Source organism: Treponema berlinense (genome assembly GCF_900167025.1).
Taxonomy (GTDB): Bacteria; Spirochaetota; Spirochaetia; order Treponematales; family Treponemataceae; genus Treponema_D; species Treponema_D berlinense.
In genome coordinates, this window is the sequence record NZ_FUXC01000010.1 from 66,402 (window position 1) to 81,125 (window position 14,724).

Here is a 14,724-nt window from a genome sequence, read left to right on the forward strand (position 1 = left end):
GCGTTCGCTCAAGACGGCTTATTGTCGCTGGTTTATTCCAGCATATTTTCGTTAAAGTCTTTGGCATCTCCCTGCCAGATTATGCGGCCTTTTTTCATTAAAATAATTTTGTCGCTTACGGCTTTTGCTTCGGCCAGGTCGTGCGTAACCATTATTCCTGTAAAGCCTATTTCTTTTTGCAGTCTGCGGATTTCTGCGGCGAGTTTTTTTCTTAAAGGCGCGTCCAGTGCCGAAAGCGGTTCGTCAAAAAGTACAAGCTGCGGTTTTACAATCAAGGTTCTTGCAAGGCTCACTCTCTGCGCTTCGCCGCCACTCAGAGTTTCTGGAGAGCGTTTTCCAAAATTTTCAAGGTTGAATTTTTTTAAGAAGTCGCAAGCCATTTTTCTGGCTTCCTTTTTTTTAGTTCCGTGGCAGACAAGTCCGTACGAAACGTTGTCTTCTACGCTCAAATGCCCAAAAAGGTTCGCGCTCTGAAAAACCATGCCGATTCCTCGGTTTTGCACAGCGGTCTTTGTTATGTCTTTTCCGTCAAGGCATATTTCTGCCTTTTCCGACTTTTCAAGACCGCAAATCAGGCGCAAAACGGAAGATTTTCCTGAGCCGGAAGGTCCCAAAATCGTCGTCATTGTGGATTTTTCACATTCAAAGGAAACATCTAGGGAAAAATTTTCCCACTCTTTTTTTAAATTTTTTGCACTAAAGAATGCCATTTTCTGAGCCTTCCTGTTTTTTAAATTTTCTGCTAGAGGCTAGTTTGCCGAGCGAAAAAATCACCGCGCATAAAATTCCAAGTATTACTCCAGAAGCGCAGGCTTCGTTAAATTTATACCTTCCTGCAAGACGATAAGTGTATAGCGCAAGCGTATTGAACCGGGGAATTGCAAGCACGAGCGGAAGTGTTGCATCACCGGCACTCAGGGCAAAACAAAAAGCTGTCGCCCTAAAAAAAGAACGTCTTGAAACTGGAATAAAAATTCTAAAAACCGTGTCGAACGGAGAGCGGCTTAAAATCGAAGAAGCTTCAACTGTTGTCCGAGGAAGTTTTTCAAGTTCTGCATAAATCTGCCTGAACGCAACCGGCCAGTTTAAAAGTGATTGAGCAAAAACAAGAATCAAAAAATTTCCTTTTCGGACAAGAATCGTAATCAAAACTCCAACTACAACGCTCGAAATTGCCATTGGCGCAATCGGAATTATCCTGAAAATAAAAAAACGGCCTGTCGGATCAAAAATCTTGAGAACGGCTGCGTAAAAAAAGGCAATTGCCGCGCACAAAAATCCGGAGAGCAGGGCTGTTATAAACGTCCATAAAAAAGCATTCCAAAAACTTTGCGAGTTAAAAAGATGAATAAAATTATAGAAAGTAAAATTCGAATCAAGCCGTTTTGAGCTCAATCCGTTGTAAAAAATCGAAAAAAGAGGGCAGATAAAAAACAAAAAAATCAGGAAAAAAAGAATGGATGTAAAAATTTTTTCAAATCCGCAGATTTTCGTTTTTTCGAGGGATTCGCCGTTAAAAAAAATGCCTTTTAGACCTTTCGATTTTTGTTCAATAAACGTGTAAATCGTGACCAAAAAAAGGGCAATCGTCGTTTCCAGAAAGCCGAGCTTTAATGCTGCTCCAAAATTTAAATTGACCTTTGCCTGCTGATAAATTTCAACTTCGAGGGTTGTTGTTCCGACTGAGCCAAAGAGAAGCACAATCATAAAGCTAAAAAAACAGTACAAAAAAACTGGAATACAGGCTGATATTATTGAAGGCAAAAGCTGAAAAATCGTAATTGACCGGAAAATCTTAAAATTCCCGGCTCCTAAAAGCATTGCCGCGTCCGATTCTGCTCTCGAAAGCCGTTCCCAGGCAGAACTTACAGTGCTCATTACGAGCGGAAAATTATAAAAACCGTGGCAGATTATGATTCCAAGAAAACTGTACAAAAAAGTGACAGGCGGTTTATCCTTGCCAAAAATGAACATCAAAAAACTGTTCAAAGTTCCGTTCATTCCAAAAAAACTAACGTAGCCCAAAGCGACTAAAAGCGAAGGAATACAGAACGGAACAGAAGAAAGCGAAAGCAAAAAGTTTTTTAAAAAGAATTTTCTCCGGCCGCAAAAAAAAGCAGCCGGAAGTCCGATTAAAAGGGCCGTAAAAGTCGATAGCAGTGCCTGAAAGACCGAAAAACCGGCAATGCGAAAAAAAACATTTGCAGACAGGACTGCGTTCATCTTTTCAAAAACCTTCTAAAATTTTATTCGCCCAAAACAGCCATAATCTGTTCGATAGCGACGTTGGCTTTTTCTGTATCGTAAGACAAGAGCTTTTTAGGAGAAGGAGTTCCGTCAATGTAAGACTGCGGAAGTTTTACATTTTTGTTTGCAGGAAGCATCCACTGTGTAAGCGGCAGTTCGTTCTGTGCGTCCTCGCTGATTAAAAAGTCCAGAAAACTCTGGGCGCCTTTTTTGTTCGGAGCATTTTTTGCAAGTCCGGCGCCTTCAACCTGAAGAATGTGTCCGTCATCAAAAATCAAAGCCTGGTATCTGTCGGTTTTGTCATATTCGTAGTGATAAGCCGCGCTTGTTGTGTAACTGCAAACGAGAGGAGCTTCTCCGTTTGTAAAAAGACCGTAACCTGCGCTCCAGCCAGGAGCCATCGTAAGAATATTTGGTTTTAAGGCCTTCCAGTAGTCAAGAACTTTTTCGCCCTTTACAGCGCAAGTCCATGCGGCAAAACCAAGTCCAGGAGTGGAAGTCCGTGGATTCATCAAAATGATTTTTTTTGCGTAGACAGGTTTAGTAAGGTCGTCGAGCGATTTTGGAGCAGGAACATCTGCCTTTGTATCGAACACGATTGCAAAAGGAGCATAGTCAAAAGGAGTCAAAAGATTTTTTGAGCCCAGAGCTTTTTTCAACTCCTCAGAAATCGCTTCAGAACCGGCCGGTTTGTATGCTTCGAGAATATCCTGTTCAGCCGCTTTTTTTGCAAGGTTGTTGTCCAGACCCAAAATTACGTCTGCCTGGACATTGCCTTTTTCGAGGGCCGCGCGCGAAAGAACTTCAACTCCGTCGCCGCAATCAACATAAGTAACTTTTAATCCGGTTTTTTCCGTAAATTTTTTAGCAATTGCCGCTCCAGGACCCCATTCACCGCAAAAACTGTCATAAGTGTAAACAACAACTTCATTTTGACGTGCAGAATCACCTGCTTTTTTAGAGCAGCCAGAAAAACCAATAGAAACTAAAATAGAAAAAAGAAAAATTTTAAAGATGTGTCTAAGCATATCTTCCTCCGCCGGCATTATCCGGATCAGGTTGGAACCTCATACGAAGTCCTGCGGGTGTAATCTCAGGGAAAGTTTTTCCCACCCCGGTACAAAGCACATTGTAAAAATATACATAAATTGTGTAAAGTGAGTTCCAGCTTTTTTATTTTGGAGCGCAACTAACCGTCAATCCGTCCACTGCGCAATTCCGCTTCCGCTCATCTTTTTGCCTTGCAAAAAGACGCCTTCGGCGTTGCTCCGGCACGGGCTAGGATTTTCTTGAAAACTAAAAAATTGACCTTTTACGTCTTTTTTCCGATAATATCTTTATGAAAAAATATTTTTTCCTTTTTGCATGTTTTTTTTCAGTATTTGCAGTTTTTGCCGAGCCACAGTTTGAATTTGGTGTCGGTTCTGGCTACGTTTTTTACGGTGACAAAGATTTAAAAAATTTGCTTTCTGATTTTGACCAGAAAAGCCAGGTTATTTTGTGCGGAGATTTTTCCGTTGATTTCCCAGTTGCCGAACCTGTAAAACTTGTTTTTGGAATGGATTCTATAATGGACGCACGCTGGAAAGGCAGCGAGCACTTTATTCTTTGGGATTACTGCGGTTTTGCAGGTTTTAAAATCTATCCTGGACTTGCAGGCCTTTGCACAACTATTCAGTATTGTCTTGGCAGACGCACAGATTTTGTTAGTTTGCAGGACATTGAAGATTATATCGAAAGCACAAATTTTGGAAATGGATTTGCCTTTGGTATTTCCTACGATTTTGGTTATGGAAAAAAAGGCTACGCACCGGAAGTCTGCGCAAACTGGCGGCACATGCCGAGAGGCGGTTCGAGCGACAATATTTTGGAAGTAAAGTTCCGCCTTTCAAAAAATTAGGATTCAAAACTAAGAAAAAAATTGCATTTAAGAGATTTTTGGTTTATCCTGTAAAATACAGATTTTATTATTTATTTATGGTTATGGGACAGATCGATGCAGATTGAAACACAGGGGTTTTTACCGCAAATTCCAGAAGAACAGCCGGAACAGGTTAATATCACAGATGTTGGAATTGCAGTAGATGTCGGAACGACAACTGTTGCTGTAAAAATCTGGTCGCTTTCCTCAAAAAAATGCCTTTCTGTCATTGCGGAAAAAAATCTTCAGTCCCGCTATGGCTGCGATATTATCCGCCGTATTTCTTTTGCAACTCGGCCTCCTTTGACAGGTTCTTCTGCTGTCGTAGAAACCGGAGAATCAGCCCTTCATTATGCGATTATCTCCCAGTTAGAAAGAATGTTTGCCCACGCGCTGGCGCTTGCCGCTCAAAAAACAATGCGCGGAATTCAATTAAATGTTTCTAAAATCGTAATTACCGGAAACACGACAATGCTCAGTTTTGTCTGCGCGTTTCCAGTCGAAGGTCTTGCCGCCGCTCCTTTTACTCCAGTTTCTCATTTTGGCTTTACGGCAAGCTGGGATAAGGTTCGCAGTGGAAAAATCAACGAAAAATGTTCAAATCTGGATCTCCCGACTCCGGAAATTTTACAGCTTTTTGCCGCAAGTTCCGTTGATTCCGATACGCCGGTTTATTTTCCTCCTTGTGTCGGGGCTTTTATTGGCGCGGATACTGTCTGTGCAATGCTTTCGGCAGGTTTTCCTTCTCCGGAAAGCAATGAAAATTCTTGCTGGGACACTCCTGTTCAAACTCCGCTCTTGCTCGCGGATATTGGCACAAATACAGAAATTGCTCTTTTTATTCCAAAGACTGAAGAACAGCCTGCAAAAATTCTGTGCACTTCGGCGGCCGCAGGTCCTGCGTTTGAGGCGGCGAATATCAGCTGCGGAATGAGTTCTGTTGACGGTGCGATTGAAAAAATCGAATATAAAAACGGAAAACTCTGCTGCTCTGTAATCGGCGGTGGCAATGCGAAAGGAATTTGCGGTTCCGGACTTGTTAGTGCCGGAAGCACGTTCTTAAAAAACAATTTTATCGATAAATCTGGCGTAATACGGAAAAATGTTTCCAAGCTTGGCGACGGTTCTGTTTGCATTCAATTGACACCTGCCGTTTATCTTTCCCAGCAGGATATTAGAAATCTTCAGCTTGCAAAATCCGCGGTTTATACAGGCTTGCGCTATATGCTTGAGCGTTCTCCTTTTCTTCCGCTTTTTTGTATTGCAGGCGGTTTTGGTTCGCATCTTGATATAGAAGATTCCTGCGCAATAGGCCTTATTCCCGACGAACTTAAAAATTGCTGTGTTCCACTCGGAAATGCGGCCCTTGCAGGAGCGTCCGCAATGCTTTTTTCTAAAGCTTTGAGAAAAAAGGCAATGGAAATTAAAAAACATTCGATTCAGATAAACCTTGCCGCAGTTCCTGAATTTCAGGAAAGATACATGAATTCAATTGATTTTAATTAACTTTTTCCCGGATTTTTGCACACTCGGATTTATTTGTTTGACATATAAATATTCTTAGATTAAAATATAAAGGATATTTTGGGGACGGCTTTTTTGTGGAATTTTGAACGATGATGACGTTTATCCGCAGTAAAAATCCAACTCCTTAATAGAAGCATAGGAGAATTTTATGAATGTTGTATTATTCGTAAGTCTTCCTGTTGCTGGTATAGTTCTTGGATGGATTATTCGTTGGTTATATGCCAAATTTCAATTATCTTCGGCAGAGCAGAAAGCTGAACGTGTAAAACAGGACGCATTAAAAGAAGCAGAAGCCCAGAAAAAAGAATATTTGCTAGAAACAAAAGATCAACTCCTTCGGGAACGTCAGCAGCAGGAACGGGAAAATCGTGAACGCCGGAAGGAAATTCAGGTTTACGAAGCAAGAGTTGCCAAAAAAGAAGAACTCGTTGACAAACGCAATAGCGAAATGGACAAAAAAGAGCAGGAATTTGCTGAACGCGAAAACTCTATGGTAAAACGTGAGCAGCAGATTGCAACTCAGGAAGAAACTTATCGCCGTGAGCTGGAACGAATTTCTGGCTTGTCTGCGCAGGAAGCAAAAGATTTAATCATCAAAAATCTTGAGAATGACGCGCGCCATGACGCTCAGGCTCTTTTGAACAAAATTGAGCAGGAAGCTCAGTTGACGGCAGATAAAAAAGCCCAGAAAATTCTTGTAGAAACAATTCAGCGGCTTGCAACCGAGGTTACGAGCGATGTTACAGTTGCGACAGTTTCTCTTCCAAGCGATGAGATGAAAGGCCGTATTATCGGCCGTGAAGGACGCAATATCCGCGCATTGGAAACTTTGACAGGTGTGGATATTATTATTGATGATACTCCGGAAGCCGTTGTAATCAGTTGTTTTGATCCTGTCCGCAAGGAAATTGCAAAGCAGGCCCTCGAAAGACTTGTGACAGACGGTCGTATTCATCCTGCAAGAATCGAAGAAATTGTACAGAAAGTAACAAGAGAAGTTCAGCAGAAAATTTACGAAGAAGGCGAAAAGGCGCTCTTTGATCTTGGAATTCACAATATGAACCAGGATGGAGTCCGTGCTTTGGGCCGTTTGTATTTCCGCACAAGCTACGGTCAAAACGTTCTTACGCACTCAAAAGAAGTTGCAGAAATCGCGACCCTTATTGCAGGAGAAGTCGGAGCAAACCGCGAGCTTGCAAAACGTGCGGCTCTTTTACACGATATTGGCAAGGGCGCGGAAAACGACAGCGATAAAAACCACGCAGAAGTCGGCGCAGAAATGGCAAGAAAGTTTGGCGAAGACCAGAAAGTTATCAATGCTATTGCCGCCCACCATCAGGATTGTGAGCCTGCGACACTCGAAGCTGTTATTGTTCAGATTGCAGATGCTATTTCTGCGGCTCGTCCGGGCGCAAGAAAAGAAACTGCGGACAATTATGTAAAACGTCTTGAAAACCTTGAAGAAATTGCAGAAAAATTCCAGGGTGTTGAAAAGGCTTATGCAATTCAGGCTGGACGTGAGCTTCGTATTCTTGTAAATAACGAGAAGATTCCTGACGGCGAAGTTAAAGAGCTTGCGCAGAAGATTGCAAAACAGATTGAGACCGATTTGCGTTATCCTGGACGCATAAAGTTGACGATGATTCGCGAAACACGAATTGTTGAATACGCAAGATAAAAATAAATCCTGCACCGAAGAATGAAAATGTCTTACGGGGCAGGATTTTTTTTGCTTTTTTGAAAAAATAAAGACAATTCAGAATAAAAACTCTGTTTTGTGTTTTTTAGAAAAAACTTAGCCCGTGCCGGAACAACGCGAACGCGTCTTTTTGCAAGGCAAAAAGATGTAGCGGAAGCGGAATTGTGCAGGGACGGTTAGAGAGGAAGTTGCGCTCCGGAATTTTATCCTACATATGGAAATTTTCGCCGAGATAGATTTCTCTTGCAACCGGGCTGTCGATAATGTCCTGCTGGCTTCCTTGGATTAGAATTTGACCTGTCGAAATGATTATCGCGCGGTCGGTAATTTCGAGGGTGTCGCGGACGTTGTGGTCGGTTATGAGGATTCCGATTCCTCTTTTCGCAAGAAGTTTTATCATGGCCTTGATGTCGGCGACTGCAATCGGGTCGATTCCGGCAAAAGGTTCGTCCAAAAGAAGAAATTTTGGTTCAATTGCGAGGGAACGGGCAATTTCTGTGCGGCGGCGTTCTCCTCCGGAAAGCGTAAATGCCGGCTGTTTCCGGATTCTTCCGATTGAAAATTCTTCGATCAGTTCCTCGAGGCGCTGTCTTTTTTCGGCCCTTGTTAAATCCTGTCGGGTTTCGAGAATTGACCAGATGTTTTCTTCGACCGTGAGTTTTCTAAAAACGGAAGGTTCCTGAGGAAGATAAGAAATCCCGAGTCTGGCGCGTTTGTACATTGGAAGGTCGGTGATTCGCTCGTCGTCCAGAAAAATTTCTCCGCTTGTCGGCTGGTAAAAACCTACAATCATATAGAAAGATGTTGTTTTTCCGGCTCCGTTTGGTCCTAAAAGTCCCAAGACTTCTCCTGTGTGCATCTGAAAATCGACGCCCTGGACAACTTTTTTTCTGCCGAATGATTTGTAAAGTGAATTGACTTTGAGCGTGTGGATCTTTTGAGAGTTTTCGGTCTGAGAGGAAATTTCGCTGTCTGACAGCTGATTTTCAGTCTGAGAGGGAAGTTCGCTTTCTGACGGCGGATTCTCGGTCTGTGCGGAAATTTCGCTGTTTGACGGCTGATTCTCGGTCTGTGCGGAAATTTCGCTGTCTGACAGCTGATTTTCGGTCTGAGAGGAAATTGTGTTTTCTTCGATATTGTTTTCGCTGCTGTTTTCTGACATTAGTTTTTAATTTTCCTTATTTTAGCTTTTTGCGGAAGGATCGTTTTCCGAATCTGATTTTGTGTTTTTTTCGGAAGTTTGCTGGCTGTCTTCCTGGATGTTTTTTATTTGAGAAGGGTTTTCGTTTTGCGCGGAATTTTTGCTTTCTGACAGAGAGTTTTCGTTTTGCGGGGAACTTTCGCCGTCTGACGGAGAGTTTTCTGTTTGAGAAGAAATTTCGCTTTCTGACGGCGGATTTTCGGTCTGAGAAGCGGTTTCTGATTCGGCTGATTCCGTGTCAGTTTCTGTTTTTGCCGGTTTGCTGTCCGAAACGGTTCCTTTTACGCGTCCGTCGAGTGTAATTTCCTGGGTTTCGAGGTTTAAGGTGATTTCCTGCGCTCTGAAAGAATCTGTTCCCTGCTGAATTTTTGGATTTCCGCTCATTTCGAGCTTCTGTTCGCTTTTTTTGTAAATCGCAAATGCCGAGGTGCAGACGTTGTCTTTTTGCGTCAAGGTTATTTCAATTTGCATGACGGCGGTTTCGCTGTTTTGGTTGTATTCGATAATTTGAGCATCCGCAGTCACTTCATTTGCAACGTCCACAAGGTGAACCGCATCTTCGAGCTGGGCGACTTTTGTCTGCCTGTCGTATTTTAGTTTTCCGCAGGTAAAATCCATCTGGCTTTCTGTTATGCTTCCGCTTACCGTTCCTGTTGCCGTAATGAATCTGAAATCTTCGCCCGAAAGTTCGATCGCGTCGGCGCTTATGTTCATGCTGGAAGTCTGGACTGTTGCGTTTCCTTCGAGGGTTGTCGTGTCAGTTTTGCTGCCTGCCGTTCCGGACATAAAATCTGCCGTAAAAGTGATTTCTTCGCAAAAAATCATTGCCGGAACCAAGGCAAAAATTATCGAAATGAGGTTTTTCATTCTTTGTCTCCGTCGTCTTCCTTGTCAACTACAGAACCGGAAACCTGTCTTTCAAAGCTGAATTTTCGGCTTACTCCGCTTGCGGAAAATCCCGTTCCGCTTACAGTTGTGCCTTTTCTTGCAATCGTAACCTGTTCGTTCCGGCCGGAAGTGAGCTGTTCTGTTTTGCCGTTAAAATGCAGCGACTGTGCTGTGATTTTTAAATCCTGGCTGTAAACGTTTATCGAAATTCCGTCAAAAAGCGAATATTTTTCGTCATTCGTGTTGGAAGCAAGCAGGCTGCAATATCCGTCTGTATCAAGGGTGCCGTCGTCCTTGTAAGTTTTAAACTGCGCAGACTGGGCGTAAGAAGAGCCGTCCGCCTTGTATTGTTCTAGTTTGTCTGCTTCAAGTTGAATTGAAATTTTATTGTCTTTGTATCTGTTAAAAACCGCTCCTGTAAAAGAAAATTCCGGAACTGATTCTTCAGAGTTTTTTTCAGTTTCGTAATTGAGCGAGCACGAAAAAAAACATAATGCTGCTGTAAGAAAAATAACAGATTTTTTAACTTTTTTATTATTAAATAACATCTTTTAATTTTCTATGCAAGGTTTCTTTTTGTCAAGCAGATGAAAAAATTCAGTCTTTAAAGAATTTTATACTTGTCGAGTTGTTATTTTTTTTGATATAATGGCAAAAAATCCATTCAACGAGGTATTTTATGAGACTTGCGAGAAGAATCAGACCGCTCCGCTGGAATAAAACTATCAGAGCTAACAGCAAGAAAAATTCAAAGAGAGTTCGTACAAACCACGAACTTCTTAAAACTTTGGCAAAGTAAAATAAGGGCTGCCTTTTTTGGCAGTCTTTTTTATTTTAAATGTGTTTTTTACAGGGCGAACAAGAAATTTTTAAGCCTTGCGTTTTTTAACTCTTTCTATAATAAATTCTTTAATTGTAAAAAAATTTGATTGTGAATATAATTGAAGAACTTTGGAAGACTGTTATAAAATTTTGGGTGTTCGGCCTGGCGCAACTGTCGCAGAAATCCGCCGTGCCTATAGAAAAAAAGCAAAACTTTTACATCCTGACACTGCCGGAAATCTTTCGGACGGAGCGGCTTTTCGTGAACTTGTTAAAGCGTACGAAATTTTATCTGATGTAAGGCAGCGTTCGCTTTTTGACGAGTCTTATTTTTATCGTTACCGTTCTCATTCAACCCGGTCTTCTAATTCTTTTGATTATAGAACCTGGCTTTTGCAGAGAAATGATGAAGAAAGCCGGGCAAAACTGATATTTTTTGACCTTTTGCATTCCCGCGAAGAAGATGCGGTGCGCGAATTTGTCGAAACCTGTAAAAGTCATTCACGTTTTAAGCTTTCAGACTGGTTTACCCGCGAAGATTTTATGGATTACGGTTTTATTCTTTGCGAAGAACTTGTCTTGCACGAGGAATATTACGATGCCTTTGTTCTTTTGGAGCAGATTATCCGCATGGAATACAGTTTTTCGTATTTCAGACTTTTTTTTCCAGAAGTGATGGATTTGGCGCGGACTGTCTTAAAATATCGCCTTGAAGGAAATGTTGCTGATGAACTGTGCCTGGACGCCTGGGAACGCGCTCTTGAATTAAATTTTGGAAATAGTGATGACTCGTTTTTTTTGCATAAGATGGCCGCTGCTTACCGCCGTATTGGAGATGAACGGACTGCCAGAATTTGTGAAGAAGAAGCTGTCAGAATAAAATAACAACAAGAAGGAAAATATAATGATTCGCTTAAAGAATGAAAAAGAAATCGATGGAATTCGCAAAAGTTGTCATGCCCTTGCAGACCTTTTTAGAGAAGTTGTTCCTCAGGTTGAGCCGGGGATGAGCACTAAAGACGTTGATGATTTAGTCGTAAAATTTATAAAAAAAATCGGAGGAGTTCCTGCCTGGTATTCCGAAGATTTTGCAGGAGCAGCCTGCATCAGCGTAAACGAGCAGGTTATTCACGGAGTTCCTTCAAAAAAGAAGATTATTCACGACGGAGATTTGGTTTCTCTTGATATTGGAATTGACCTTGACGGTTATATTTCTGATTCTTGTCATACTGTTCAGGTTGGAAATGTAAAAAGCGAATATAAAAAACTTGTAAAGGCGACAAGGGAGAGTTTGCGCGCTGGAATCGAAGCCTGTGTTGCTGGAAACAGAATTCGCGATATTTCAAATGCTGTAAACGATGTTGCAAACGGAAAATACGGTTATGGAGTTGTCTACGATTATTGCGGGCACGGAGTAGGTCTTGGCGTTCATGAAGATCCGAGCATTCCAAATTGCCCGATGAGCGGTCCGAATCCGAGAATCCAGCCGGGAATGGTTCTTGCCATTGAGCCGATGATAAATTTGGGAACGGCAGATGTCCATACGGCAGATGACGGCTGGACTGTCCTTACAAATGACGGAAAGTGGAGCTGCCACGAAGAGCATACGGTTGCTGTTTTTGAAGACCATACGGAAATTCTTACACTTTGCGACGACCTTGTTTGCTAGTTTTTTTTTGTAACTATCCAGATTTTTTTTGATTATATTTGTATATAGACAATATCGAAAAAAAATTGCTTTTTTTTGGAGGTTCTTGAAAATATGAAAAATATTACATCTAAAATAGTTTGCGGTGTTTCTGCCGCAGTTCTTGCTTTTGCGGCCGTTAGTTTTTCGTGCAGCAAAATAAAGGTTGAGGGAACTGCCGATACGGTATTTGCTGAGTCAAAACCGGCAGTTGCAATTCCAGCAGACAGTTTGAATGTGATTGAAGCTTTGCAGAATTCTTTTAATTCAATTTCTGCCGGAGTTCTTCCTTCTGTCGTTGAGATTGACGTTACAGAAAAAACAACTGTCACTCAGACAAATCCTTTTGATGATTTTCCGTTCTGGTTCTTTGGAAATCCAAACGGTTCTGACAAAAAAGACCGCACCCGTGAATACGAACAGAAAGGTCTTGGTTCTGGCGTAATTGTTCGCCGTACCGGAGATACTGTTTATGTTCTTACAAATAATCACGTTGCGGGCAAGGCGACAAAAATCACCGTTAATTTAAACGATGGACAGAAATTTGATGCAAAACTTGTTGGCGCAGATGAGCGTTCTGACATTGCCCTTGTTTCTTTTGAGGCAAAAAAAGATTCAAATATTGTAGTTGCGGCTCTTGGCGACAGCGACAATGTAAAGGTTGGCGACATTGTTCTTGCAATGGGCGCGCCTCTTGGATACAGTCAGTCGGTTACTCAGGGAATTGTAAGCGCAACAGGACGTTCTGGCGATCAGATTGGAAATATGAACGATTTTATTCAGACTGATGCTGCAATCAACCAGGGAAATTCAGGCGGTCCGCTCGTAAATATTTACGGAGAAGTTATTGGAATTAACACATGGATTGCTTCTTCGAGCGGCGGAAGTCAGGGACTTGGTTTTTCTCTTCCAATTAACTCTCTTAAAAAATCAATCGAAGATTTTATTTCGAGCGGAAAAATTACATACGGCTGGCTTGGTGTAAGTCTTCTCGATGTAAAAGATGATTATAAAAAAGAACTTGGCGTAGCCGGCAAAAACGGAGCTCTTGCTTCCCAGGTATTCCTCGATTCTCCTGGACAAAAAGGCGGAATGCAGGCCGGCGACTTTATTATCGAAGTAAATGGAAAGGCTATAAAAAATCAAAATGAACTTATGCGCGAAGTTGGCTATCTTCCTGCCGGAAAAACAGCTGCTTTCAAAGTAATCAGAAACGGCAAAATCGTTGAGCTTTCTGTAAAAATTGAAGAGCGCACGGACAAAATAACTCAGGACAATACAAAACTTTGGCCAGGCTTTATTGCCGCTCCTTTGTCTGACGAGTTTAAAAAGGAACTCAACCTTGAAGACAAAAAAGTTAAGGGTGTTGTTGTAATGAATGTTTTGGAAAAATCTCCGGCGGCTGCTATGAGAATCCAGAACGGAGATGTTATTACTGCCGTAAACGATAAAAAAGTTTCGAATATTCAGGAATTCTATGATGCCCTTAATTTGAATTCTAAAAAAGAAATTTGGTTTGATGTTTACGACGACGGACATACATTGAGCACAAGCCATTATAAACTGTAATTTGATTTTTTGGTGTTATTGACCAATTTCCAAAAAATTTGATAAAATCTAGTACTCATAATTTTTATATTAGTCGTTAGAGTTTCCGTTACACTTTGCGGCGTAGAAGAGGTATTTAATGTACGCACTTTTTGAATACAAAGGTAAACAGTACAAGGCTGAAAAAGACGCACTCATTCAGGTAGACAAAATCGATGCTGAAGACGGTGCTAAAATCACAATTGATTCAGTTCTTTTGGTTAGCGATGGAGATGCAGTAAAAGTTGGTACTCCATACGTTAATGGTGCAAAAGTAGAAGTAGAAGTAGAAAACAGCTTCCGCGACAAGAAAGTTCTTGTTTATAAATACAAGGCTAAGAAAGACTATCATCGCCTTATCGGACACAGACAGGAATACACAAATATTCGTGTAAAAAATATCCAGGGCTAATTTTAGCCTATGACAGCAGTAACCCTTTTTACCGGCAAAAACGGCGTGTTAAAAAAATGCAAAGCTAACGGACATGCTGATTTTTCCAGGAAGGGAAGCGACATAGTTTGTTCTGCGATTACAATATTGCTCAAGACGGCTATGCAGTTTCTTTCACGGAATAAAGATGTTACCTTAGAAGCTGACACATCTTCCCGCGGAAATCTCGCTTTTTGTGTGGAAGTAAAAAAAAGCAGTCTGGAAACGGAATGTTGCTTGAAATTTACGGCAGATTTTTTGAGAGTTGGTTTTAATTCGCTTTCAAAAGATTATTCAAAAAATATTAGTTTTGAAGAAATTGCCGAAGCGGGAAACTAAATTGAAAATTTGAGCGGAGGCTTACTATGGGACGCAGTAAAGGTGGTAGCGGCGCAAAAAACGGTCGCGATTCAAATCCAAAACACTTGGGCGTTAAAGTATATGGTGGACAGGCTGTAACAGCTGGTTCTATTATTATTAAACAGCGTGGAACAAAAATCTTCCCAGGAAACAATGTAAAAAAAGCTGGTGACGATTCTTTGTTTGCAACAGCTGACGGTGTAGTTATGTTTGACGAACACAACAACAGAAAATATGCAAATGTTGTTGTTGCAGAAGCAAAATAAACTTCAGCACAAAATGCTGTAAAGATTACGTTTAATAAAAAATAAACTTGATCAAGCCCGGATTTCAGTTTTCTGTGTCCGGGTTTTTT

15 protein-coding genes are annotated in these 14,724 nt (G+C 41.4%); 9 read left to right on the top strand and 6 right to left on the bottom strand.

Annotation, left to right across the window (positions count from 1 at the left end; genetic code table 11):
- Positions 1 to 32 precede the first annotated feature (32 nt).
- From B5D47_RS08670 to B5D47_RS08680, 3 genes are read right to left on the bottom strand one after another with little or no spacing between them, the layout of a single operon-like run.
- Positions 33 to 710 carry an ABC transporter ATP-binding protein gene (locus B5D47_RS08670; protein WP_078931437.1) on the bottom strand — a complete coding sequence of 226 codons (678 nt, stop codon included), beginning with the start codon at positions 708 to 710 and terminating at the stop codon, positions 33 to 35.
- Entirely contained in the window at positions 697 to 2,223 is a 1,527-nt protein-coding gene (locus B5D47_RS08675) for an ABC transporter permease (RefSeq protein ID WP_078931438.1), read from the bottom strand. Before B5D47_RS08675 ends, B5D47_RS08670 begins: the two co-directional genes overlap by 14 nt.
- A 23-nt stretch (positions 2,224 to 2,246) precedes the next feature.
- Complete coding sequence (locus tag B5D47_RS08680; RefSeq protein ID WP_078931439.1) at positions 2,247 to 3,275, bottom strand: thiamine ABC transporter substrate-binding protein; 1,029 nt, start codon at positions 3,273 to 3,275, stop codon at positions 2,247 to 2,249.
- A 311-nt stretch (positions 3,276 to 3,586) separates the two neighbouring features.
- Between B5D47_RS08680 and B5D47_RS08685 the strand changes: the two genes are divergently transcribed.
- The 3 genes from B5D47_RS08685 (at position 3,587) to rny (ending at position 7,373) form a co-directional block, all read left to right on the top strand.
- Entirely contained in the window at positions 3,587 to 4,147 is a 561-nt protein-coding gene (locus tag B5D47_RS08685; RefSeq protein ID WP_078931440.1) for a hypothetical protein, read from the top strand.
- A 96-nt stretch (positions 4,148 to 4,243) separates the two neighbouring features.
- Entirely contained in the window at positions 4,244 to 5,674 is a 1,431-nt protein-coding gene (locus B5D47_RS08690) for an ASKHA domain-containing protein (RefSeq protein WP_078931441.1), read from the top strand.
- Positions 5,675 to 5,843: 169 nt separating this feature from the next.
- Positions 5,844 to 7,373 (top strand): ribonuclease Y, encoded by a 1,530-nt coding sequence (gene rny / locus B5D47_RS08695; RefSeq protein WP_078931442.1) that lies wholly within the window; start codon positions 5,844 to 5,846, stop codon positions 7,371 to 7,373.
- A gap of 229 nt (positions 7,374 to 7,602) precedes the next feature.
- On the opposite strand, the gene lptB is transcribed toward rny, so the two are convergent.
- The 3 genes from lptB to lptC form a co-directional block, all read right to left on the bottom strand.
- The gene (gene lptB / locus B5D47_RS08700; protein WP_407701154.1) at positions 7,603 to 8,514 is read right to left on the bottom strand and encodes an LPS export ABC transporter ATP-binding protein; all 912 of its coding nucleotides are present in this window, start codon (positions 8,512 to 8,514) and stop codon (positions 7,603 to 7,605) included.
- A 63-nt stretch (positions 8,515 to 8,577) separates the two neighbouring features.
- A complete protein-coding gene (locus tag B5D47_RS08705) occupies positions 8,578 to 9,462 on the bottom strand; it encodes an LptA/OstA family protein (RefSeq protein WP_078931443.1) in 885 nt (294 codons plus the stop codon).
- Positions 9,459 to 10,031 carry an LPS export ABC transporter periplasmic protein LptC gene (gene lptC, locus B5D47_RS08710; RefSeq protein WP_078931444.1) on the bottom strand — a complete coding sequence of 191 codons (573 nt, stop codon included), beginning with the start codon at positions 10,029 to 10,031 and terminating at the stop codon, positions 9,459 to 9,461. The genes B5D47_RS08705 and lptC overlap by 4 nt, the downstream gene beginning before the upstream one ends.
- 403 nt (positions 10,032 to 10,434) lie before the next feature.
- On the opposite strand from lptC, the gene B5D47_RS08715 reads away from it, so the two are divergent.
- From B5D47_RS08715 to rpmA, 6 genes are all read left to right on the top strand, one after another.
- The gene (locus tag B5D47_RS08715; protein WP_078931445.1) at positions 10,435 to 11,190 is read left to right on the top strand and encodes a J domain-containing protein; all 756 of its coding nucleotides are present in this window, start codon (positions 10,435 to 10,437) and stop codon (positions 11,188 to 11,190) included.
- Positions 11,191 to 11,209: 19 nt separating this feature from the next.
- Positions 11,210 to 11,974, top strand: a complete 765-nt coding sequence (gene map, locus B5D47_RS08720) for a type I methionyl aminopeptidase (protein WP_078931446.1) — start codon at positions 11,210 to 11,212, stop codon at positions 11,972 to 11,974.
- A gap of 93 nt (positions 11,975 to 12,067) precedes the next feature.
- On the top strand, positions 12,068 to 13,561 hold the full coding sequence (locus tag B5D47_RS08725) for a Do family serine endopeptidase (RefSeq protein WP_078931447.1): 1,494 nt from the start codon (positions 12,068 to 12,070) through the stop codon (positions 13,559 to 13,561).
- 118 nt (positions 13,562 to 13,679) lie between these two features.
- Complete coding sequence (gene rplU / locus B5D47_RS08730; RefSeq protein WP_078931448.1) at positions 13,680 to 13,991, top strand: 50S ribosomal protein L21; 312 nt, start codon at positions 13,680 to 13,682, stop codon at positions 13,989 to 13,991.
- A gap of 9 nt (positions 13,992 to 14,000) precedes the next feature.
- Positions 14,001 to 14,348 (top strand): ribosomal-processing cysteine protease Prp, encoded by a 348-nt coding sequence (locus B5D47_RS08735; protein WP_078931449.1) that lies wholly within the window; start codon positions 14,001 to 14,003, stop codon positions 14,346 to 14,348.
- Positions 14,349 to 14,374: 26 nt separating this feature from the next.
- Complete coding sequence (rpmA, locus tag B5D47_RS08740; RefSeq protein ID WP_078931450.1) at positions 14,375 to 14,635, top strand: 50S ribosomal protein L27; 261 nt, start codon at positions 14,375 to 14,377, stop codon at positions 14,633 to 14,635.
- The last annotated feature ends 89 nt before the right edge of the window (positions 14,636 to 14,724 follow it).

What these genes read in the sequence shown, in the direction of transcription:
- map (WP_078931446.1), top strand. Translation starts at nt 11,210, where the DNA reads ATGATTCGCTTAAAGAATGAAAAAGAAATCGATGGAATTCGCAAAAGT.
- rny (WP_078931442.1), top strand. Translation starts at nt 5,844, where the DNA reads ATGAATGTTGTATTATTCGTAAGTCTTCCTGTTGCTGGTATAGTTCTT.
- B5D47_RS08675 (WP_078931438.1), bottom strand. Translation starts at nt 2,223, where the DNA reads ATGAACGCAGTCCTGTCTGCAAATGTTTTTTTTCGCATTGCCGGTTTT.
- rplU (WP_078931448.1), top strand. Translation starts at nt 13,680, where the DNA reads ATGTACGCACTTTTTGAATACAAAGGTAAACAGTACAAGGCTGAAAAA.
- B5D47_RS08680 (WP_078931439.1), bottom strand. Translation starts at nt 3,275, where the DNA reads ATGCTTAGACACATCTTTAAAATTTTTCTTTTTTCTATTTTAGTTTCT.
- B5D47_RS08735 (WP_078931449.1), top strand. Translation starts at nt 14,001, where the DNA reads ATGACAGCAGTAACCCTTTTTACCGGCAAAAACGGCGTGTTAAAAAAA.
- B5D47_RS08690 (WP_078931441.1), top strand. Translation starts at nt 4,244, where the DNA reads ATGCAGATTGAAACACAGGGGTTTTTACCGCAAATTCCAGAAGAACAG.
- B5D47_RS08670 (WP_078931437.1), bottom strand. Translation starts at nt 710, where the DNA reads ATGGCATTCTTTAGTGCAAAAAATTTAAAAAAAGAGTGGGAAAATTTT.
- lptC (WP_078931444.1), bottom strand. Translation starts at nt 10,031, where the DNA reads ATGTTATTTAATAATAAAAAAGTTAAAAAATCTGTTATTTTTCTTACA.
- B5D47_RS08725 (WP_078931447.1), top strand. Translation starts at nt 12,068, where the DNA reads ATGAAAAATATTACATCTAAAATAGTTTGCGGTGTTTCTGCCGCAGTT.
- B5D47_RS08685 (WP_078931440.1), top strand. Translation starts at nt 3,587, where the DNA reads ATGAAAAAATATTTTTTCCTTTTTGCATGTTTTTTTTCAGTATTTGCA.
- rpmA (WP_078931450.1), top strand. Translation starts at nt 14,375, where the DNA reads ATGGGACGCAGTAAAGGTGGTAGCGGCGCAAAAAACGGTCGCGATTCA.
- B5D47_RS08705 (WP_078931443.1), bottom strand. Translation starts at nt 9,462, where the DNA reads ATGAAAAACCTCATTTCGATAATTTTTGCCTTGGTTCCGGCAATGATT.